19 protein-coding genes are annotated in these 21,069 nt (G+C 48.5%); 8 read left to right on the top strand and 11 right to left on the bottom strand.

What is annotated here, in order from left to right; genetic code table 11:
• The first annotated feature begins 8 nt into the window (after window positions 1–8).
• Window positions 9–512, top strand: a complete 504-nt coding sequence (locus tag ASG24_RS05690; RefSeq protein ID WP_055868822.1) for a DUF1993 family protein — start codon at window positions 9–11, stop codon at window positions 510–512.
• Window positions 513–516: 4 nt separating this feature from the next.
• Here the strand turns inward: ASG24_RS05690 and ASG24_RS05685 are convergent, their stop codons facing one another.
• A complete protein-coding gene (locus ASG24_RS05685; protein ID WP_235562322.1) occupies window positions 517–870 on the bottom strand; it encodes a hypothetical protein in 354 nt (117 codons plus the stop codon).
• A gap of 314 nt (window positions 871–1,184) precedes the next feature.
• Here ASG24_RS05685 and ASG24_RS14745 point away from each other — a divergent pair, with 314 nt between their 5' ends.
• The gene (locus tag ASG24_RS14745) at window positions 1,185–1,340 is read left to right on the top strand and encodes a hypothetical protein (RefSeq protein ID WP_200934447.1); all 156 of its coding nucleotides are present in this window, start codon (window positions 1,185–1,187) and stop codon (window positions 1,338–1,340) included.
• 352 nt (window positions 1,341–1,692) lie between these two features.
• Here the strand turns inward: ASG24_RS14745 and ASG24_RS05680 are convergent, their stop codons facing one another.
• Genes ASG24_RS05680 through ASG24_RS05655 form a run of 6 tightly spaced genes read right to left on the bottom strand, consistent with a single transcriptional unit; the run spans window position 1,693 to window position 8,992 of the window.
• A complete protein-coding gene (locus ASG24_RS05680; RefSeq protein WP_235562321.1) occupies window positions 1,693–5,796 on the bottom strand; it encodes a PilC/PilY family type IV pilus protein in 4,104 nt (1,367 codons plus the stop codon).
• A gap of 10 nt (window positions 5,797–5,806) precedes the next feature.
• Entirely contained in the window at window positions 5,807–6,496 is a 690-nt protein-coding gene (locus ASG24_RS05675; protein WP_055868818.1) for a hypothetical protein, read from the bottom strand.
• Complete coding sequence (locus tag ASG24_RS05670; protein ID WP_055868816.1) at window positions 6,486–7,634, bottom strand: PilW family protein; 1,149 nt, start codon at window positions 7,632–7,634, stop codon at window positions 6,486–6,488. The genes ASG24_RS05675 and ASG24_RS05670 overlap by 11 nt, the downstream gene beginning before the upstream one ends.
• A gap of 13 nt (window positions 7,635–7,647) precedes the next feature.
• Entirely contained in the window at window positions 7,648–8,052 is a 405-nt protein-coding gene (locus ASG24_RS05665; RefSeq protein ID WP_055868814.1) for a hypothetical protein, read from the bottom strand.
• Entirely contained in the window at window positions 8,046–8,576 is a 531-nt protein-coding gene (locus tag ASG24_RS05660) for a GspH/FimT family pseudopilin (RefSeq protein ID WP_055868813.1), read from the bottom strand. Before ASG24_RS05660 ends, ASG24_RS05665 begins: the two co-directional genes overlap by 7 nt.
• Before the next feature lie 2 nt (window positions 8,577–8,578).
• Window positions 8,579–8,992, bottom strand: a complete 414-nt coding sequence (locus ASG24_RS05655; protein ID WP_055868811.1) for a type IV pilin protein — start codon at window positions 8,990–8,992, stop codon at window positions 8,579–8,581.
• A 167-nt stretch (window positions 8,993–9,159) separates the two neighbouring features.
• On the opposite strand from ASG24_RS05655, the gene ASG24_RS14935 reads away from it, so the two are divergent.
• Window positions 9,160–9,297, top strand: coding sequence for a lipoprotein (locus ASG24_RS14935; RefSeq protein ID WP_156376524.1), 138 nt, complete (start codon window positions 9,160–9,162; stop codon window positions 9,295–9,297).
• On the top strand, window positions 9,294–10,538 hold the full coding sequence (gene lysA, locus ASG24_RS05650; protein WP_055868810.1) for a diaminopimelate decarboxylase: 1,245 nt from the start codon (window positions 9,294–9,296) through the stop codon (window positions 10,536–10,538). The genes ASG24_RS14935 and lysA overlap by 4 nt, the downstream gene beginning before the upstream one ends.
• A 112-nt stretch (window positions 10,539–10,650) precedes the next feature.
• Here lysA and purU read toward each other — a convergent pair whose 3' ends face one another.
• A complete protein-coding gene (gene purU / locus ASG24_RS05645) occupies window positions 10,651–11,505 on the bottom strand; it encodes a formyltetrahydrofolate deformylase (RefSeq protein WP_055868808.1) in 855 nt (284 codons plus the stop codon).
• Window positions 11,506–11,609: 104 nt separating this feature from the next.
• Between purU and ispH the strand changes: the two genes are divergently transcribed.
• Window positions 11,610–12,581, top strand: a complete 972-nt coding sequence (gene ispH / locus ASG24_RS05640) for a 4-hydroxy-3-methylbut-2-enyl diphosphate reductase (protein WP_055868806.1) — start codon at window positions 11,610–11,612, stop codon at window positions 12,579–12,581.
• Between the two features lie 418 nt (window positions 12,582–12,999).
• Here the strand turns inward: ispH and ASG24_RS05635 are convergent, their stop codons facing one another.
• The 3 genes from ASG24_RS05635 to ASG24_RS05625 are packed head-to-tail and all read right to left on the bottom strand — an operon-like array spanning window position 13,000 to window position 18,630.
• Entirely contained in the window at window positions 13,000–16,086 is a 3,087-nt protein-coding gene (locus ASG24_RS05635; RefSeq protein WP_055868805.1) for an efflux RND transporter permease subunit, read from the bottom strand.
• A 46-nt stretch (window positions 16,087–16,132) separates the two neighbouring features.
• Entirely contained in the window at window positions 16,133–17,299 is a 1,167-nt protein-coding gene (locus tag ASG24_RS05630) for an efflux RND transporter periplasmic adaptor subunit (protein ID WP_235562320.1), read from the bottom strand.
• Between the two features lie 2 nt (window positions 17,300–17,301).
• Complete coding sequence (locus ASG24_RS05625) at window positions 17,302–18,630, bottom strand: TolC family protein (RefSeq protein WP_055868804.1); 1,329 nt, start codon at window positions 18,628–18,630, stop codon at window positions 17,302–17,304.
• 148 nt (window positions 18,631–18,778) lie between these two features.
• Between ASG24_RS05625 and nudB the strand changes: the two genes are divergently transcribed.
• The 3 genes from nudB to ASG24_RS05610 all read left to right on the top strand — a co-directional run bounded on the left by nudB (window position 18,779) and on the right by ASG24_RS05610 (window position 20,876).
• Entirely contained in the window at window positions 18,779–19,234 is a 456-nt protein-coding gene (gene nudB, locus ASG24_RS05620) for a dihydroneopterin triphosphate diphosphatase (RefSeq protein WP_055868803.1), read from the top strand.
• A gap of 116 nt (window positions 19,235–19,350) precedes the next feature.
• A complete protein-coding gene (gene nadA / locus ASG24_RS05615) occupies window positions 19,351–20,448 on the top strand; it encodes a quinolinate synthase NadA (protein WP_055830473.1) in 1,098 nt (365 codons plus the stop codon).
• Window positions 20,448–20,876: an HIT family protein gene (locus ASG24_RS05610; protein WP_055868802.1), complete on the top strand. Its 429-nt coding sequence runs from the start codon at window positions 20,448–20,450 to the stop codon at window positions 20,874–20,876. The genes nadA and ASG24_RS05610 overlap by 1 nt, the downstream gene beginning before the upstream one ends.
• The last annotated feature ends 193 nt before the right edge of the window (window positions 20,877–21,069 follow it).

Here is a 21,069-nt window from a genome sequence, read left to right as displayed (position 1 = left end):
CGCTCTCCATGAATTTATATGATGTCAGCATCGCGCCCTTGGTGCGCAACCTGCAAAACCTGAAACACATCCTGCAACAAGGTGAACTGTATGCCGAGCAGAAAAAAGTGGAGCCAGAGGTGATACTCAATAGCCGACTGTCTATCGACATGTATCCGCTGACGCGACAAGTACAACTGGTTAGTGATATGAGCAAAGGTGCTGGCGCCAGGCTGGCCGGTCTCGAAATCCCGCAATATGCAGACGATGAAACCAGTTTTGAGATGCTGTATGCGAGAATCGATAAAACAATCGATTTTTTATCTCAGATTCAGCCCGCACAGTTAGAAGGCGCAGAGAGTAAAGAAGTTGTGCTGACAATCCGAAAAATCGACCTGACTTTTACCGGGCTAGATTACCTGCAGAAATGGGCAATGCCGAATGTCTATTTTCACATCACCACGGCTTACAACATTTTGCGTCACATCGGCGTGCCTTTAGGCAAAACGGATTACCTGGGGCAAAAACGCTAATCTTTCATGAACGCTTGCGCCAATAACTGGTACCAGCCCCTGCTTCTTTTAACATGGACTGCCTGCGCAGGGTTTCAAAAGCTTCATCCTGGGAAATATTTTGCGCATGTGCAATTTCGCCAGCGCGTGTATTCGCCTTGGCAATCCATGCTGGATTTTGCTGATAGCCTCTATCCTGCATACACCTATCCAGCACGCGAGATTGCCTGGCAAACTTTTCCTGTTTCTGGAATGGTAGCGCCTCAGGCAACTCAGCCGCCGCCTTACTGGCGATTAAATCGCATTGATTGATCGTTTGCGCCAACTCACCATTTACGACTTCCGGCGCATCTTCATGCATATTTTGCCAGTAAAGCACGCCTGCGCTTATAACCAATATCACAGCTATTAGACCTATTACTTTTAGCGTTTTCATTATGTAAAGCTCTCATCTTAAACAGTCCATATCGCTTATTTTGCGCGCATTAAAAGCTTTATACCAGCCATCAAAAAACAATCTTTTGACACATACCTTGCATATTTGCTTCATTAAATTTTCATACTAGGCCAGTAAGCTAAGCATCATTAAAGATCAATCACAGTAGCGGCAATGAATGATTACGTGACTGCTATCAAGATTTGATCTGACATGTCGTTATTAACTTATACAGAAGTGCATCTAAAGGAAATATCATGAACAACTGGCAGGAAGAACCACTGACTTATACCGCTAGCATGCCTGAACTGATGACGGCACAGGATATTATGTATCTGGCTGAAGACATTGTTGCTGACAATAATATACTGGCTATTTACAAGCCAGCTGAACTGTCACTCGAAGTCGTTTAATCAACCCTCTTTTCTTTCACAGATTGTTGCGATGCAATCTGTGTCACAAAGGCGTTAAGCCTTTTTAAATTTGCTATTGCCGATACAGTTTCGGCCATCATTCGCTCATGTAAAGTCACCTAGTTGTAGGACTCAAACGCATAGACAGCCGAAAGATGTTTGCCTAGAATAAAATTTCCTCAACTATCACGACAGGAGGCAGGTATGTTTCAAGGCGCCATTGGAATCTATGCACTGATTGGTATTGTTGTAGTGATTTGTGCGATTTTGTATGTGTTCGCAAAAAATGTGAAGTAACGCATTAGATATAAAAAAGCCCCTGACTGGGGCTTTTTTATTGTGCTTGATACTGTTATTGAATCAGCTCATGCCAGCTTTGCTTGGTGCCGTAGCTGCCGTTTTCTCTTCGTTTAAAAATATTATCAATTACTCCCGGTCCGCCACTCGTTTTACCAAATACCTGTTCATCCATATTGACTTGCCTTGGGGTAGGGTCGTCACTGCCTGTCACCAACACATGCGGCACATTATTCTGATCATAAACCAGGTTAAAACCGACTGCAGGGGTAGTCAGTCGTTCTGACACAAGTCCGCTGGGCAACATACTGCCGCCCTTTTCATAATTGAAATAATTTAAAAACCCGTAACCAGCACCGCTGCAGGCTTCACTATTAGGCACTAAGGTTGACAGCAGCATCACCCCGCTCACGGCTTTGGGATCCAGATTCACACGCTCACCTGCCGGAAAATCCAGATACCAGCCATATCCTGTATTGAAGTTGACAGCTGTGCTCGCGGCAACTGTGCGGTCTCCACTCAACACCAGTGGTACCAGCTGACTGCGCCCAATCGCCGTCGTCTGCCCACCATCCTTAAATGTATAGATGGAATTTTGCGGTGTATTGGTCAAATCCGCCACTTCAAGGAATTTTCCGGTGCCAACAATAGCGGCGATATTTTTACCCACCCTGACCATGACAGGTTGGGTTGTCAATTTTTGTGCATTGCCACTGGCATCTCGTAAAGTGGCTATCTTGGTAACGGCGTTGGTATTGATATCAAAGCGCCAGATATTTCCATTCAGATCTCCGGCATAAGCTTTGACTGCGGTATTGTTTTCAAACAACTGGTCAGCATAAGCGGTGATTTTTGCCAACCCGCTTGGATTAGCCGAACTACCCTCTCCTGTAGCTAGCACTTTCAACACAGTACCACTGCTTGCATCCACTACATACAGATACCCGCCACCATCACCCACAGGACTGTTATTTACAAAACTGCCATCATTCAGTTTACGGGCATATGTCCCATTGTTATAGCCGGAGGTCAACAAAACCACCCAGCGCCCATCCTGCATTTTCGTGATCACCGGATTACCGAATGTATAGCCCAGGTTAACACCTGCGCCGAGGTTTTGCGCATTAAATTCCCACAGCAAGGTTGGAGAAGAAGGGTTAGTAACGTCCAGTGCAAAATAGCCCCGACCACCCGCATTCAAGCCAGACACTAGAATGGTTCGCCATACAGCACCGCTCCCACTGCAGCCAGAAACACAGACATCTGCGACTGTTGGACTCCCATTCACATAATTTGTGTGGTAGTTAGCACCGTACTCCTTGTCTGCAAGATTTGCCAGGTTACCGATGACCGGCGTAGGGATAAAGGCCCAAAGCTCATCGCCGGTATTGGCATTAAAAGCATGCAGCATACCGTCATTAGCTCCTACGAATACTGCAGGTGTTCTATTGGCAACGGCTGAATCACGATAAGCTTTATACCCAGCATCGAGATAGGTCATATTTGACGCTTTAAAATAAGCGGGGCGTGACTGCGAAATATCCCCCAAAGTCGCCTGGCGCTCTCGGAACAGGCGGTTTGCAGCAACTGTATTCAGACTTGTATCTTCGTAAGTTTTGTTACCACGCAAATAATCCACCAGTTTGTTGACTTTATTCGCGTCCGAAATTCTAGGATCAGAAGCAGGCAATCCCTGCATCTGGCTTAATGCCAGATAACCATTTGTTAATGCAGTTTTTTGCGAGGCAGGCAAATTATCACCAGTAAACGAGACAAGGGCATTATTAGCGTTGAAGTAAATTTTCCGACTATTATTTGCCACTTGGGTCTGCAACCTGCCGGTACAATTGCCCGAAATTTGCACATAGCAGGATGAGGTTTCATTCGTGCCTAGCTGACTCCCCAATACCCCACCCGAACCATCGCAATTTGCTTGATTGGAGTTAGTACTTTTACAATAAATAGCAGTACTCCCATTTCCGGTAATCCTGGTTTCCACAGCGGGGGATGTACATGAAGTCGCAGACACGTTTTCTGCACACCATACTGCACTTTCAGAAGTCTCTAGAGATTTCACATTTACAGTGCGTGCCTCCAGATTACCTGTCCACTTTACCGTTTGATAACTGGCAACATATTGAAAATTGTCGCCATCAGTAGGTGCAAGGCTGCTGGCTGCGGCTGCGGCTGCGGCGCCCTGAACTGACTTAATTTCTGACAATCCCTTGACTAGAGACTCTCGTAATAACTTAGGATTACTTGCACTGTAATAGGTACCTCCCGCATTTACTGCAGCATGCCAAAGATCGTCAATCCGAGTACCATCCTCTCGAATAGTAGGATCTGGCCAGTTTTTTGAATTCGTTTTTATATCTTTAAAGTCACCTGTTAATTGATTTTTGTAGTCTTCCGTATAAACTAAAGTCCCATCTATACCTAAACCCAAAGTCATCGTTATCATGTTTTGTTTGGGATAATCATCAGGTTTTCCGCAAACGGAGCTGCCTAATGCACCATTACAATTTGAAAAGTTGCTATCTCTTATATCAGTATCGAAATAATATTTGGCAACATCAGCGAGAGTATTTGCTTTTTCGCTAGCATCTAGTTGTGGGCGAGGAGTACCAGCCCCATCCAAGTTGCCGATAGCACGATTATTTATGTCTTTACCACCATCTCCATTCCAATAACCATCTGTAGTTAGCAGTGTAAAGTTCTGCTGACAAGCGTATTCCATTGGGTCATTGTTACCAAGTTCAGAAGGTTTTTTTCCTGCATAATGACGCCCAATAATCGAAAGAGCATTCCGAAGTGGAGTGCCATCATCTGCGCCGGTCGCAAATAATTTGTTATACCAATTTTCTTTTTGTTTTGAGTTAAAAGGCGCAATAGGTAAATAATTTTGTGAAGTGTCATTAATAGTCATGAACCCCACTCGATACCTGGAATCGAGGGATTTAAAAGCTTGGCTCGCAGCTGTTTTCATCGACAGTAGTCTTGTTCGGTAATACGTGACCCAATTCGCATAATTTGTATACTCTTCAACATCGGTACAAACACTACCCGCACAGTCAGAGCGTTCAGGACTTTTCGTTGTTGAACCTGGAGCGGTGTATGTTTTTTGAGCTGCTGTAATTTCCTGATATACCAGGCTGCCTGGTATATCGTTTGCACCTAGACTTAAAGCGGTTGCCGTATAGCTTCCTCCTGATGCTGAAAAAGTTACTTGAATAGGATTTGAGGGATTAACAGGCTCTCCCGCGAACGTAGTGATTTCAAAAGTACTTCCACTAGCATTAGTTATGATGTTGCCGGCGAGTTTACAGTTACCAGAAATGGAGGTTTTACAAATATTCGCGCTTATACTATTTGCTAAACTTGTAGAGTTACTTTCTCTCGTTGTTTGTCCCGACAAGATTTCAATATTGTTGATCTTTACACTGGTTACTCTAAGTGAATTGTTGTTCGTATTAATAGTCAGTCTGTACCGTGCCTTTGGCTCTCTTAGATACCGAAAAGTATCACTGCTATTATTTACATTTGTATACGGCGTCCTAATAGATTGACACACATCTGAACTTCCCAAGTCTTTTTTATTGGAGGCGCTCAAGCTATTACACCACCTTATGGTTGATGGGTATTTATATACATTATTAGGACTTTTTAAAATACTGCAACTTTTAAGGCCTGGAGTCGTGCAATACTCCCCTGGTATGTATGCAAAATAATAAGCAGAAGTTCCACGATAAATAGTGCCGTAAAACGTATCTGCTTGCGTAGAAAACCCACTATATGATGTTTTATTCGCTTGACTAACACCTAGATAATTGAACGGGGGCGAATAAGTAACCTCTGGATTATAAAATTGTGTATTGTAGGAAGCATTGCTGAATAACCAATCGGGGGCATCATCTGCGGTTTTGGCCTCTACTTTCGCAGGATTGCTATCTGAGGGATCATACGTAGCCCAATCCGGTGCATAACTCCATGCCATACTTCCTGAGTTGTCCAATATAAACATTAAGTTTGGCTTTACATCAGAATTCCCAGAAGTCTGCAACGGCATGGTAGCCAAATCGAGAAATTCCGCCTGTACAAAACACGGGATTATCGCACCCAACCAAATCAGTTTTCGTACCCAGGAATTATTTTTCATCATGTCACCTGTGCTAGTTGGAGATAAATGACTGCATAAACGTCAGCGTGTTTTTAGGTCCACTGATACGTAACGTGAGGCGATAAATCGGCGAAGTAGCCTGATTCGGGCATGGCGGCTGCTCTGGCCCTCCCGGAATATCTATCGGAGGTCTACAGGCTGTAGAACTGGCCATCAGGCAGCGTGCCCCATCCATGGCAGCATTCCCGGCGTTAATTTCAGCCTCGTTGAAATTGCACATACGCTCAATCACATACCTGATTTGATTCCCCTGCCGGTCTACACCATTACGGATCTCCGCGTTGCCGTCTACCTGGTCAGGGACCAAGCGGCTGTTTGTATTATCCCAAGGGGTGGTCGTCAACCGGCTTCCATCGCAAACCGATGCATTCGGTTGTGCATCGAATCTGCTGCAATTAGCGTAGTACCCTAAACCGGGTGAGTGCCGGACACTATTAGCCAAACTGATATTTTGAGTGATACTCTGGGCAACCCCTTCCAGTGCCACATTAGAGGCTGCACTGGCTGACTGCCTGAATACCATATTGCCGGATAGCAGCGCATTGGTATCCACACTCCGAATCAATGCAACCGCGGCAATAGACATCACTGCAAGTGCCAGCAAGGCAAAAAAAAGCACGATTCCAGCCTGGGCACGATCAGGCGTATGTCCAACAAATGCTTGAATGGCTTTACAAGGCATCGCGATTCCAGAGTATGTTTCTGAGCGGCACAGTTACTTCATAAGTCCGATACCGATATCTTTGCCAATCCGCAATATGATTCAAACTGACATTGGCTGGCGTAGCATCATTGGTCCAGATGCACACTCTGCTGATGCCGACGGCATTACCGTTACAAGCCTGGCTGACTATATTTCTTTGTATCCCGCCATCTCTGGCTACGACGGCAATACGCACCGCCCGTATCCGGTTCCTATCAAACAATTCCATTGCCGGACCAAAAGCTTCTGTCGCATCCGTCCATTGATCCACCCGGTTCAGAAAACGCGATGCAGTAGGCGAAGCTGCCCACACAGGATCAGGATGCAGTGTATTGGCCACGCCATACTGCGCTTGCAAGGAGACAATATCACTGACCACCGGAATTGCAGCGCTATTCGGAAAAGGATTGGTACCTGGCGTTCCACCCGTCCTGGTAAGTTCCTGATTGGGATTCACAGTGTACTCATACTGGTTCCAAGCTCCCAGGCACGAAAACCTCACCCATTCTGTACCATTCAAATTAGTCACAGGGCGATCCGTAGGTGCGGTATCGATCTCAGTCAATGTATTAATCACCCGGTCAGCATTCAGTCGCTGGATACGGGCCAGGCTGCAATTAGGATTGTCTTGCGTCTGGTGGAATAACACCACATCCCCTTCCTGGCAACCAAGCAAAGGGCCATCAAGTGCCGGAGCAGCCAGGTTACCAGTGGCCCGCACAGAAGCACCACCGCTAGACGGATTCCCGTAGCGGATGCGGACAATATCTTGACCTGCTCCCCCATCCACGATGACAATTGGCGAGAGATTAATGACTACCCCGCCTTGATTGATTGAAGTGTTGATAGGGCACAGCAACGGTGACGGGTCCTGGCTATTGTATAAAGGCAGCCCATATCCGGCATTTTGTGCGTCGCGCTGCAAAAAATACAGCGCCAGCACTCCGCTGGACTGCGCATCAGAACCACTGGAAATCATGCGCTTACGCGCTTCAAAACCACTGAACAAGTTCGCAATTGCCAACGTAGCTACCAGCCCGATCAAAATACCGACCAGCAGCTCAACCAGGCTCATTCCAGTTTGCTGCTCACGAGGTTGGTTTTGTCCATAAATCATATTAAAACCACTTTCAATCAGCCATTACATCAAACAGATAACTGGAAGCATTGATCTGGTGATGGTTGCCGCCAGGTAATTGCCAGCCGACAGTCACTGTAATCATGCTGTTAGTAATAGCAGAAAAAGTCAGAGTACCATTGGGTAGTTGTGTCTTGATTCTATTACGATCAACCTGACTGACATAAGTCGCAGCATCCCCCCCAAAAGCCATCATATTGGCCAGATGCGTTTGTGCAATCAGCTGTGCTTCGGCGCGGTAGCGGTTGTCATTGCTATTCTTTAGCATGGCACTCTGTAGACCGACAAGTGACAGTACCCCCATGCTGAATATCACTACTGCAACCAGCGATTCAATCAGTACAGAACCTTGTTGCAGGGATAAGCGACGAGGCATTGTTTTTTTTGCACTTAGCATTTCCGCACATCCCCCACTGTGTTAACAGCCGGATCACAGACTCTTGCATGGCCTCCGGCAGCCAATACAATCCGCAAAGTCCTGCGTTCAGCCTCAGCTACCTGTGTACTAGAAACATCAACGCGAGAGAGTCCATTGGCAACAGCAGGATCTCGTGTCCCAAAACTACTAAAAACAACGGATAGATTATCGGCAGTGATAGTGACGTTTGCAGAAGAACCCTCATAAGCATTTTTCTGACTGATAATAGATGGGCAAGCAGCATCCGCTGCTGCCGCATCTGCCGGTGGGACACATCCCAACTGCCAGGCACCATTTGCTTGAAGCGTAAATCTGATTCTGGCATTACGCTTGATTGCTTCTACCCTCGCCTGCTGCAACCCGTTTTTTATCGACTCGGTAACCGTACGGATTTGAGAGTTACCTATAGAAGTTTGAAATGCCGGGATGGCGAACATAGAGACCGTCATCAGTACGACCACGGTCACCACCAGTTCAATCAAGGAAAACCCCTGTTGCTGCATGCTTAACAGACACCTGAAGAACTGGTTAACCAGCAGGAAGCCCCGGTCGTACCGTCATATCTGGAGGTTTTAGCATTATCCTGGTTCACCGTGAACTCGAAATTCCCCATATTCTGGGCAGATCTTCCTGTTGCACGTAAGGTATAGGTTGTCGCAGTTTGGTTATCGATAAAGTAATCAAAAAACCGTGCGTCTGTCGGATTACAGGCAAATCCCACGTAGGTAAGGTTATCCTGGAAGAACTGCTCAGCCTGCACGCGGCAATTAGCAAGGTTAGAAGGTGCCTCAACCGCATTTCCGCTCCGGATATAGTCCTGGTAACCAGGAACAGCGATGCTGGCCAATATGCCCATGATGGCGACCACGATCATGATTTCAATCAGGCTGAACCCTTGTTGAATTGTGCTGCGCTTCATATTGAGACCTTTTTGACAACGCACCTATCATGCGAACTGTACAGCCCCATGTCCAGCATTGGCTGACCAGTGGCGATATTGAGCCGACAAGCGGTTAACCATCCCTGCCATCAAGCGTTTGCGGTTTAGTGATAAAATGCTGGTCTGTTTAAATCGGACTGTGGATTATGCTTTTCTTCTGGACGCGACTATTAGCGCTTGGCCTGTTACTGGCCCATTTAAGCGCATGTGGGCTTAAAGGCGATCTATATATCCCTGAACGCCAGTACCCTCAACCTCAACAACCAACACCTCCTGCCAAGTGACCGCTTTCAATACCAAAAATGGCGTGCTACATGCCGAAAATGTAGCGTTGCGCGATATCGCGGAACAACACCAGACGCCGACTTATGTGTATTCAAGAAGCGCGCTGACTGAAACTTTCAAGCGCTTCCAGGCTGGCCTTCTAGGCCATGAACATTTGATCTGCTTTGCAGTGAAAGCCAATCCCAGCCTGGCTATCCTCAACCTGTTTGCCCGCCTGGGTGCCGGGTTTGATATCGTCTCCGGCGGTGAGCTGGCCCGTGTCATTGCGGCGGGTGGCGACCCGAAAAAAGTGGTGTTCTCCGGTGTGGGCAAATCACACAGCGAGATTCAGTCTGCACTGGAAGCGGGCATTCTTTGCTTCAATGTAGAATCCATTAATGAATTGCACCGTATCCAGCAAGTGGCTGCCAAACTTGGCAAAATCGCACCGATTTCTTTACGGGTGAACCCAAATGTGGATGCCAAAACGCATCCTTACATTTCAACCGGCCTTAAAAACAACAAATTCGGCGTCGCGTTTGAAGACGCGCTGGATTTATATCAGCAAGCTGCCCAGATGCCGAATATCGCTGTGCATGGCGTGGATTGCCATATCGGTTCACAAATTACTGAGTTGTCGCCTTTCCTGGATGCACTGGATAAAGTGCTGGGCTTGGTGGATGCACTTACTGAACGCAATATTCATATCCAGCACATTGATGTCGGCGGCGGCGTGGGCATTACCTATAACGATGAAACCCCTCCCGAGTTTGCGACTTATACGGCAGCCATTATGCAAAAACTGGCAGGCCGTGGTGTGAAAGTACTATTCGAGCCTGGTCGCGCTTTGGTAGGTAATGCAGGTGTACTGCTCACCAAGGTTGAATATTTAAAGCTGGGTGAAAGCAAGAATTTTGCGATTGTCGATGCGGCGATGAACGACCTTATGCGCCCAGCGTTGTATGACGCTTATCACAACATCACAACAATTGCCGAATCTCCAACACAAGCACAAACTTACGAAGTTGTGGGACCCGTCTGTGAAAGTGGCGACTTCCTGGGTCACGATCGCAGCCTGGCGATTGCAGAAGGCGACTACCTTGCAATTCACTCTGCCGGCGCTTACGGTATGAGTATGTCCAGCAACTACAACACGCGTGCACGGGCGGCAGAAGTGCTGGTGGATGGTGACCAGGTGCATGTCATTCGCGAACGTGAGCAGATCGCGGACTTATTCAAACTGGAACGTACATTGCCATAACGCATTCGCAGCAGCCATAAACAAAAAACCGAAGCTAGAGGCTTCGGTTTTTATTGGGAATTAATTTAGATTAGAAAGCGCAGATTTCGCCGCTTAGCCGTTCAAGATAGGTTTAGTCGAAAATCACTGTTTTGTTCGCATATAGCAAAATGCGGTGTTCGATATGCCAGCGCACGGCTTTCGAAAGCACAATGCGCTCCAGGTCACGGCCTTTCTGGATCAGGTCTTCCACCTGATCGCGGTGCGAAATACGCGCCAGATCCTGCTCAATAATCGGCCCTTCATCCAGCACTTCGGTGACGTAATGGCTGGTGGCACCTATCAGCTTCACGCCACGCTCAAACGCGCGGTGGTAAGGACGCGCACCAATAAATGCCGGCAGAAATGAGTGGTGGATATTGATAATTTTTTGCGGAAAACGTGCCACAAATTCTGGCGACAGGATTTGCATGTAACGCGCCAGCACAATCAGATCTATCTGGTACTGATCGAACAAGGCAAATTGTTGCGCTTCAATATCCGCCTTGGTTTCCTTGGTCATCGGCAGATAATGGAAATCAATGCCATAAAAAGCCGCCAGCTTTTCAGTATCGCGATGGTTACTGATAATCAGTGGGATATCGCAAGCCAGCTCGCCGCTATGGTGTCTATGCAACAAATCCGCCAGGCAATGGTCGTATTGCGAAACCATGATCGCCATGCGTGTTTTTTGCTCGGAAAGCTTCAATTGCCAGGTCATCGCAAAACGCTGCGCAACCGGAGTAAAGGCTTGCTCAAAATCTGCCACCGCAACATTGAAATTGCTGAGGTCCCACTCCACCCGCATTAAAAACAGATTATTTTCCGCATCCTGATGCTGGTCTGCGTGTAAAATATTGGCATTGTGCTCATACAAAAATTGCGCAATCGCCGCCACAATCCCTTTGGTATCCGGGCAGGTAATCAGCAAGGTAGCAGTGTTTTTCATAACATTTAGCAGTTAACTGGCAACAAAACGCCGATTATACCTGATGCCGCCAGCCCTTGTGACACGCTGTGCAAATGCGGGAACCACCTTTACGGAATTGATTTATGCAAACAAATGACTCACCGAATATTGTCCTGGCTAATCCGCGCGGATTCTGCGCCGGGGTAGACCGTGCCATCATCATCGTCGAACAGGCGCTGGAAAAATTCGGTGCGCCTATTTATGTCCGTAATGAAGTCGTCCATAACAAATTCGTGGTCGGCCAACTGCGTGACAAAGGCGCTATTTTTGTCGATGAACTGGAAAAAATTCCGGCAGGCAATATTGTGATTTTCAGTGCGCATGGTGTTTCCAAAGCGGTGCGCGCAGAGGCAGAGTCCCGCGGATTAACCGCTTTTGATGCGACTTGCCCTTTAGTGACCAAGGTACACATTGAAGTCGCCAAGATGCGCAAAGATGGTCTTGAGATCATTATGATAGGCCATAAAGGCCATCCGGAAGTCGAAGGCACCATGGGTCAATCTGAGGCTGGTGGTATGTACCTGGTAGAGACACCGGAGGACGTCGCCACCCTGCAAGTCACTGATGCAGAAAAACTGGCGTATGTGACGCAAACGACGCTATCGGTAGACGATGCCACACAAGTAATCAATGCGCTTAAAACCCGCTTTCCTAGTATTAAAGCGCCTAAAAGCGACGACATTTGCTATGCCACACAAAACCGCCAGGATGCAGTAAAAATCATGGCGAAAGATTGCGATCTGGTCATTATTGTCGGCTCGCCAAACAGCTCCAATTCCAACCGCCTGCGCGAAGTGGCTAAAAACCAGGGCGTGGAAGCCTATATGGTTGACAACGCCACACTGCTGAACCCGGAGTGGTTAAAAGGCAAGAAGAAAGTAGGCATCTCTGCCGGTGCGTCAGCACCTGAAGTACTGGTGCAGGAAGTCATACAAGCTTTGCATGCGATGGGTGCTGCACAAGTGGAAGAACTACAAGGCGTGGTTGAAAATGTCGTCTTTCAACTACCTAAAAATCTGGTGAATGCAGAAAAGCGTCCTCAAAACAGCGCTTAAGTTGAAACAGCATTTAAAGATTAAGTTAACCTCAAGTTCTTAACCTCTTTTCAAAAGCGCTAGCCGACAATCATCCAATTCGAACAGTTGAGCGCATACTCTCAATAAGCAAAAAAAACCCAAGCGCTAGGCTTGGGCTCAAGCAATATCCTCGGGAAAGGATAATCGGGAAAACAATTGCTCGTTGTTGTTATTCAACATCACGACAACATTTACCACTTTGGAGATGACCACTACTAATGAAGATATGCAAAATGAGTAGTACATCTACAATAGAGCATCAAATATGCCAACCTTACCATCACTGTAAGGCATTGATTAAAAATGAAAAATTATTTCATTGGCAATGATTGAAGGCATAAATGGTTGCTTTAAACCACCAATTCGGTTTTAAAAAGCCAATTGTAGATTTTTAAACTTAACGCCTGCGCTCATCTGTAAACATAGGGAATAACAGCGGCAGCAGCAGCAAAGTGAAGAGCGTAGCGGTAATCAAGCCACCCACAATCACCACGGCGAAAGGCCTTTGCGTTTCTGAGCCTATGCCATGTGATAACGCCGCAGGCATCAACCCTATGCCTGCCATCAACGCAGTCATCAAAATCGGGCGCAACCGAGCTACAGCGCCTTCAATCACTGCTTCACTGGCGAGTTTACCTTCACGCATCAGGTGCTTCATCTGCTCAACCATAATCACGCCGTTTTGCACGGAGATTCCTGCGAGGGCGATGAAGCCTACCGCAGCAGATACAGAAAGATGCAGGCCCGCCACCGCCAGCCCAGCCAAGCCACCTACCAGCGCGAACGGAATCATCAACAAGACCAGCAACGCATTTTTGACTGATTTAAATGCCCAGAATAGCAGGATAAAAATCAACAGCACCGATAACGGCACAATCACCATCAGGCGCTTCATCGCCCGTTGCTGGTTTTCAAATTGCCCACCCCAGGTCATGGTGTAGCCTGGAGGCAGTTTGACTTTATCCTGCACGACTTGCATCGCCTCTTTAACGAAGCTGCCCTGATCGCGGTCCGTGATATTGGCCTTGATTGACACTATCCGTGACCCTGCTTCGCGGCTGACGCGCGACGCACCTTGCTTGATGGTCACCTCGGCCACTTCGCTCAGCGGAATACTGCCAGCCCCATTCGGCAAGGCAATCGGCAACTCGTCAATATCATCGACCGAATCTCGGTAAGAGCGCTCCAGCCGCAACGTCACATCAAAGTGCCGGTCACCATCATAAAAAGTGTTTGCCGCATTACCTGCCAGCGCGGTCTGCACCGTATTATTAACATCATCCACCAGTAGGCCATAGCGGGCCAGCTGACTACGATTCAGCGTGATATCCAGTTCGGAGTTACCAGAAATTCTCACCGCCGCCACATCAGTCGCACCACGTACACTATTGATAGCATCCACGACTTCTCCCGCTTTTTGCTCAAGGATAGTCAGGTCACGGCCAAAAATCTTGACCGCAATTTCACCTTTAACGCCCGATAAAGCTTCTTCAACACTATCCTGGATCACCTGGGAAAAATTGGTCGGCACACCTGGAATTTCATGGATACGCCGCGAAATATCCTTGATCAGGCTCTCTTTATCGGCGAAATGCCATTCACTATGCGGCTTCAGATCAGCCAGGATTTCCATATGATAGGGGCCTTTAGGGTCGGTTCCATCATCCGGCCGCCCGACATGGGCGACAACCAGCCTGACTTCCTTATAACTATTTAGAATCTTCCTGATATGGCGTTCAATTTCCTTGGTTTTCTCGAGACTGGCAGATGGCGGCAAATCAACCGTCAGCCAGATGTTGCCTTCATCAAGTTTGGGTAAAAACTCAGAACCCAGCATCGGCGCACAAAACATCGCCAGTACTAATACCGCTACTGAAACAAGCACCACCAGCTTTCTGGCTTGGGCACTTTTGAGAAGTACTTTGCGATAAGCATCCTGGATACTTTGCATCCCGGCGCTGTGTTTTTCCGCCATATCCTCACGCTTCATGGTGTATGAAAGCAAGGCCGGCACCAGCGTCAGTGTGAGCAGAATCGCCCCCAGTAACGCAAAACTAAGGGTAAAGGCCATGGGTGAAAAGATCTTGCCTTCTACGCGCTGGAAAGTAAAAATCGGCAGGAACGCGGTGATGATGATGGCTTTGGAAAACAATATCGGATGGCCCATATCAATCGCGGTATTTTTCAATGTTTGCATACGCCAGGCGATGCCGGCATGGGCCGGATTTTTGTCGGTTTCCGCCATCGCCAGCCGCACCATCAACGCTTCGACCAATACCACCGCACTATCGATGATAATCCCGAAATCCACTGCGCCCAGCGAGATCAGATTGGCAGATACGCCACGTAAATCCATGACGATAAAGGCAAACAATAATGATAACGGGATCACCGAAGCGACGATCAAAGCCGCGCGCCAGTTGCGCAGGAAAATAATCAGGATGGCGACCACCAGCAAAGCGCCGACAATCAGGTTTTCAGAAACGGTATGTACGGTGTGGTCTACCAGGCCGGTGCGGTCATAGAATGGCACAATCTTCACACCAGGCGGCAGTGTTTGATTGACCTGCTCCACTTTCTCACGCAATGCCTGAATGACCTTGGCAGCATTCTGTCCTTTGGTCATCAGGATAATGCCTTCAATAATGTCATCCTGCTGGTTGAATGACACGATGCCGGAGCGAGGGCGGTCACCAATGGTCACTTCGCCCAGATCACCAATCAGGATAGGTTTGCCATCCCGCGTATCTACTACCGATTGCGCAATGTCATCCACATTGCGGTACAAACCGATGCCGCGCACCACCAGCGACTCATCCCCCCTGTGCATCAGCCCGCCACCGGCATTGCTGCTGTTATGGCTAATCGCCTGGTTGATCTGGTCAATACTGACCGCGAATTTTTTAAGTAAATGCGGGTCCAGCTTGATCTGGTACTCCTTCACCGCGCCACCGAAACTGGTGATATCCGCCACACCTGGCACCATGCGCAACTGGGGGATGATTTTCCAGTCCTGTATCGCGCGCACCTCGCGTTGCGGCATATCCTTTGGCGCCTCCACCAGGTAACGATAAATTTCACCTACTGCAGTAGTTAATGGTGCCAGGGTCGGTTGCAAATCATTGGGCAAGCTGACGCCCTGCAAGCGCTCCAGCACTTGCTGCCTGGCAAAATAATCTGCAGTATTTTCGGCAAACGTCAGCGTGACCACAGATAAACCGGTAATGGAAACAGAGCGGATCTGGGTCAACCCTGGCACGCCGCTCATGCCATGTTCAATCGGCAATGAGACCACACGCTCAACCTCTTCCGGCGCCATGCCGGGTGACTGCGTCACGATGATGACGTGCACATCTTCTACATCCGGGAAAGATTCAATCGGCAGATTTTGTACCGCAAACCAGCCGAAAATCATCAGAACCACAGCGCCAATCAGCAAAAAAACGCGCTGTTGTAACGAGAAAGTGATTAACCCTTTTAACATGTTTGGCTTTCGATGATCCGGCGCATGGCAGACCGGTTATGTGTGATTATTTATTAACTGATAACTCTGAATTCAGCAAAATCGCACCGCCGGTGACAACACGCTCACCCGCTTTGAGTCCCTGCTTGACGGTGGCATATTCTCTGCGCTGCACATCCAGTGTGACTACCCGTTTTCTGAAATGTAGCGGTCGCTCTTCCACAAATACATAGCTATACAAACCTTCGGTAATCAGGGCGCTGTTAGGCAGGCGAATGACTTTGTGCTGGCTGTTGTCCAACGGCGTGATACGCGCATACATCTCGGGCTTGAGCTTGCCTTTGCTCTCAATCACGCAGCGCACAGGAATGCGTCGCGTGGTAGTATCCACCATCACGCCTATGGTTTTTACCTCGCCGCTAAACACTTCATCGGGATAGGCATCTACTTGCACACTGACTTTTTGCCCCTGCGTAATGCGGCTTAAATCTCGCTCCGGCAGATCAATGCTGGCCCACAAATTAGTTGGGTCTGTGACAATAAACAAAGGGTCGGCAGCATCTGGCCTGATTTCACTGCCAGGGTTAATTTTGCGATCTACCACCGTGCCGCTGATAGGCGAGCGCAAAGAGTAAGTATCGTTAGCCGAGGTCGTTACACCCAAATTCTTGAGGCGGGCTGAGGCGCGGGCCGTTTCAGCACGCGCCAGCGAAAAGTCAGCTTGTGAGGTCTCCACTTCTTTTTTGGCAAGCACGCCGCCTTCCATCAACATGCGGTTGCGCTCCAGCACCTGCTGCTTGAGTTGCAAATCAACCTGGGCTTTACGGGCATCCGCCACCGCACCACCGACATCAGGTGAATCCATGACCAGTAGTGCCTGGCCCGCTTTCACCTGGTCACCCACCTGCGCCTTGATTGCCATCGCCCGGCCAGCCACTGGTGAAAAAATCCGTGCTGTGCGGTTCTCATCCAGCATGATTTTGCCATTGAGGGGTTCTGTCACCGGCACCGGGATTTCAGTCACCGCTTCTACTTTTAAACTGGCGACCTGTGGCGATCCGGCAGTCAGCACAATCTCGTTCGCCATGCGTGGTGCAGCCATACTCTTCTCTGCTGCATGTAGCGGATGAATAGAGCACCATACCCCGGCCAGTAAAATTAGCCAGCCTGATAACTTCATGGCATGCGTATTCGGGATGAAGGCTAAGCGCATTTGATCAATGGTATTTTTCATAATTAGGGTGTATTAAAAACTTGATGGGTGGCCGCCCGCCAGGCAAAAAGAGACTTGGCATAATCGGCTCTCACACTGGCGGACTCCAGTTGCAGCGCACGTAAAATCCGTCTGGCATCCAGCAGGTCCATCACGCTCATGGCACCATGCTTGTAGGCAAATTCGGCGGCATCAGATGCTTTTTGCGCCTCCGTTAAAATACTCATGTCAAAGCGACGGTTTTTATCGATGGCCGCCTCCAGGTCAGCTTTCGCACTGCGCATTTCAGCCAGCGCAGCCGCTCTCACCTGCTCTTTGGCATCGGTGGCGGAGTTATAGTCAACCTCAGCCCGGGCAGCTTCACCTTCATAATTGTAATTAGTGAATAAAGGAATACTGACCGTTGCACCTACTGTATCAGGTCCGGAACCTGGTTCCTGACCTGGAAAATGCTGGTAAGCCAGCGACCAGGTCAGATCCCTGGTTTTCAAAGATTCCGCCAGTTTTCGCGCATCTTGTGCCTGTTGCATACGCACTTCGGCGGCCCTGATATCTGAACGCTCCGTCAACCAGGTCTCGCCTTCTTGCACTGCGGATTCTGCACTTGGCAAAGGCCATGGGTCAGCTACAAATAGCGAAGCGGCATCTTGGTCTTTACCAATCAGGTACGCCAGCTGCGCCTGCGCCTTTTGCAAAGTGGCTTGCGCCTGTCGCATATCATTTTTTGCGCGCAAGGCATCCACACGGATACGCGCCACATCGGCTGAAGCGACATCCCCCGCTTTCAGGCGAAACTCGGCTGCCTCTAAGGTTTTGTCATATAAATCAACATTCATCTGCTGGATTTGCAAGGTTTCTTGTGCCAGCTTGAGATCATAGTAAGCAGTGACCATCGCCAAGCCCTGTCGGCGATAAGTCTCTTTTAAATCAAATTCGGAAGCTTTGACGGCACTTTCAGCAACGGAAGTCCGTAACTCGCGTTTGTTGCCGCGTTCGTATAACTGGCTGACCTGAAGCGTGGAGTTGTAGGTTTTGTCCCATAAACTATTATTGCCATTTTGGTTCATATTACCCTGGCCACGGTTGAGGTTGAGGCTGGAAACGCCGACTGACAAGACCGGGTTAGGACGTTGCCCGGCAATCAGGGTATCTGCCTCTGCAGATTGCACCGAACGCTTGGCAGCCAGCAGCTCGCGACTGTACCCGGCAAACAACTGCTCTGCCTGCGGAAGTGTTAAATGATCGAGCGGGATATTTTGCAAATCGGGCAGTGCTGCATTCTCTGCATGCAGTGATGGCATCCAAACCGCTAACAATACACAGCAAACAAACCCTGATTGACGCCACCACATTGAAGATTCCCTTTATGCCCGCCGTTATTTTGCAATCATAATACCGCGTATCACTTACGACAATCTTTCAAAAAAGTGTTGTTTGCCATGGTAATCATGACGACAGCAACCGTAGACAATAGCGCCCTGTTTCAGGGACAATGCCCGGATGACCCAGCCTTACAAAACCCCGGTTTCTGCCCTGATTTTGATACACACCCCTGATCTGCAAGTATTGCTCCTCGAACGCGCGGACAAAGCCGGTTATTGGCAATCAGTCACCGGCAGTATTGAAGGCAATGAAACGCCAAGGGAAGCGGCGATCCGCGAAGTGAAAGAGGAAACCGGGCTGGATGCGCTGGCCTATGATTTCCAGGACTGGCAGGCCAGCAATATTTACGAGATTTACCCGCACTGGCGCCATCGCTATGCGCCCGGCGTGATTGAAAATACCGAACATTTATTTGGCTTGTGTTTACCCTCAGCATTGCCGGTCACGCTTGCGCCGGATGAGCATACACACTATGAATGGGTAAACTGGCGCGACGCTGCCAAAAAAGTATTTAGCTGGACCAACGTAGATGCCTTGAAAAAACTGGGTGAGCGCCACCATCTAGTGTTATGAATACCTTATATGATTGGAATTTATCTGATTCGGATTTATCCGATTGGGATAAATCATGATCGGCTGTAAAATACCATTTTTATGAAAGCCGGGCCTGGCCCGATATCTGGAAAAGCATGCAAACTGCCACCATCCAATTTGAGAAATTCCAAACTGCGCAAGACGACGACTGTCAGGCGCGCATCCTGGCTGCGCGAAAAAAACTGGGCAAGCGCCTGGTGATTTTAGGGCACCATTACCAGCATGAAAGCGTATACCGCCATGCCGATTTCTCAGGTGACTCACTAAAACTCTCCAAATATTGTGACAGCCTGGACGCTGAATTTATTGTGTTCCTGGGTGTGCACTTTATGGCCGAAGTGGCGGACATTCTGAGCCGTCCTGAACAAATTGTAGTATTACCTGATCTGGCGGCCGGTTGCTCCATGGCGGATATGGCCAATTTAGCCAAAGTGGAACGCAGCTATCGCGAGCTGAGCAAAGTGCTTAACTTTGATGAAACCATCACACCGGTGACCTACATTAATTCCGCCGCTGACCTGAAAGCGTTTTGTGGCGAGCATGGCGGCATTGTCTGTACCAGCACCAACGCACCAAAAATACTGGAATGGGGTTTCAGCCAACGCGAAAAAATCCTGTTCTTCCCTGACCAGCATCTGGGTCGCTGGAGCGGCTACAAAATGGGCATCCCACTGGAACAAATGCCGGTGTGGGATCCAGACTTGCCGATGGGTGGTTTAACTGAACAGCAAATCAAAGATGCGAAAATCCTGTTGTGGAAAGGTCACTGCTCAGTGCACCAGATGTTCCGCAAACAGAACATCGACCAGTTCCGCGCCCAGCATCCGGATGGAAAAGTGATTTCCCACCCGGAGACCGCTTTTGAAGTATGTATCAACTCTGATTATGTCGGTTCCACAGAATATATCCTGCGCACCGTTAGCGAAGCAGAGCCAGGCACAAAATGGCTGGTCGGCACAGAGCTGAACTTGGTCACCCGCCTGGCAGAAGAAATGAAACCCCAAAACAAGCTGGTGCAGTTTATGAGTCATGTGGTGTGTGAGTGCTCCACCATGGCGCGTATCGACCCGCAGCATCTGGCCTGGTGTCTGGAAAACCTGGCAGAAGGCAATGTCGTTAATCAGATCAAAGTGCCAGAGCATGAAGCCAAACTGGCTAAGTTGTCATTGGACAGAATGCTGGCGGTCTCCTGATGGCAAACTGTGCGCTTTGCGAACCAACTTCACAAGATGTGTTATGGCAGGATGACTTTTGCCGGGTAGTGCTGCTGAATGATGCTGATTATCCGGCTTACTGCCGGGTTGAATTATTAGCACATGTCAAGGAAATGACTGATCTGCCTCCCGCAGACCGTGCTCGCACCATGAGAGTGGTGTTTGGGGTAGAAGCGGCCCTGCGGGAAATCATGCAGCCAGATAAAATCAATCTGGCCAGTTTGGGTAATAAAACACCGCATATGCATTGGCATGTGATTCCTCGTTTCGAGAGTGATAAACACTTTCCGAATAGTCACTGGGGAGAAGCGGTAAGGGATTCCCAAGTACAGCCGCTGAGCAAGGCAGTGAGGGATCAGTTGCAAAGAGTGGTGGCTGAGCGGGTGGAATGTGCGCTTGAGAGTTAAGCATTAGTTATTAGTAAATACCTTTCTTTTCGTAGTGCTCAGGCTAGAAAGCTTTTGTCTGATGCAGTATTCTTTTTCGCCTCTAGGCGACCCTCTTTCTTATGCTTGTCCATAAGAAAGAAGGCAAGAAAAGTAACTCGCCTAAAGGCGAAAAGGAACGATTAAGTACCCGAAGAAAAACTAATTAGACCTT

Source organism: Methylophilus sp. Leaf414 (assembly GCF_001425425.1).
GTDB lineage: Bacteria > Pseudomonadota > Gammaproteobacteria > Burkholderiales > Methylophilaceae > Methylophilus.
Note: the sequence above shows the minus strand (reverse complement) of the source record. Positions and strands in the feature narration are given on the sequence as shown.

Excerpts from the sequence above, each read along its gene's own strand:
- ASG24_RS05690 (WP_055868822.1), top strand. The coding sequence starts at position 9 with ATGAATTTATATGATGTCAGCATCGCGCCCTTGGTGCGCAACCTGCAA.
- ASG24_RS14745 (WP_200934447.1), top strand. The coding sequence starts at position 1,185 with ATGAACAACTGGCAGGAAGAACCACTGACTTATACCGCTAGCATGCCT.
- ASG24_RS05680 (WP_235562321.1), bottom strand. The coding sequence starts at position 5,796 with ATGATGAAAAATAATTCCTGGGTACGAAAACTGATTTGGTTGGGTGCG.
- ASG24_RS05675 (WP_055868818.1), bottom strand. The coding sequence starts at position 6,496 with ATGCCTTGTAAAGCCATTCAAGCATTTGTTGGACATACGCCTGATCGT.
- ASG24_RS05670 (WP_055868816.1), bottom strand. The coding sequence starts at position 7,634 with ATGATTTATGGACAAAACCAACCTCGTGAGCAGCAAACTGGAATGAGC.
- ASG24_RS05665 (WP_055868814.1), bottom strand. The coding sequence starts at position 8,052 with ATGCTAAGTGCAAAAAAAACAATGCCTCGTCGCTTATCCCTGCAACAA.
- ASG24_RS05660 (WP_055868813.1), bottom strand. The coding sequence starts at position 8,576 with ATGCAGCAACAGGGGTTTTCCTTGATTGAACTGGTGGTGACCGTGGTC.
- ASG24_RS05655 (WP_055868811.1), bottom strand. The coding sequence starts at position 8,992 with ATGAAGCGCAGCACAATTCAACAAGGGTTCAGCCTGATTGAAATCATG.
- ASG24_RS14935 (WP_156376524.1), top strand. The coding sequence starts at position 9,160 with ATGCTTTTCTTCTGGACGCGACTATTAGCGCTTGGCCTGTTACTGGCC.
- purU (WP_055868808.1), bottom strand. The coding sequence starts at position 11,505 with ATGAAAAACACTGCTACCTTGCTGATTACCTGCCCGGATACCAAAGGG.
- ispH (WP_055868806.1), top strand. The coding sequence starts at position 11,610 with ATGCAAACAAATGACTCACCGAATATTGTCCTGGCTAATCCGCGCGGA.
- ASG24_RS05635 (WP_055868805.1), bottom strand. The coding sequence starts at position 16,086 with ATGTTAAAAGGGTTAATCACTTTCTCGTTACAACAGCGCGTTTTTTTG.
- ASG24_RS05630 (WP_235562320.1), bottom strand. The coding sequence starts at position 17,299 with ATGAAAAATACCATTGATCAAATGCGCTTAGCCTTCATCCCGAATACG.
- ASG24_RS05625 (WP_055868804.1), bottom strand. The coding sequence starts at position 18,630 with ATGTGGTGGCGTCAATCAGGGTTTGTTTGCTGTGTATTGTTAGCGGTT.
- nudB (WP_055868803.1), top strand. The coding sequence starts at position 18,779 with ATGACCCAGCCTTACAAAACCCCGGTTTCTGCCCTGATTTTGATACAC.
- nadA (WP_055830473.1), top strand. The coding sequence starts at position 19,351 with ATGCAAACTGCCACCATCCAATTTGAGAAATTCCAAACTGCGCAAGAC.
- ASG24_RS05610 (WP_055868802.1), top strand. The coding sequence starts at position 20,448 with ATGGCAAACTGTGCGCTTTGCGAACCAACTTCACAAGATGTGTTATGG.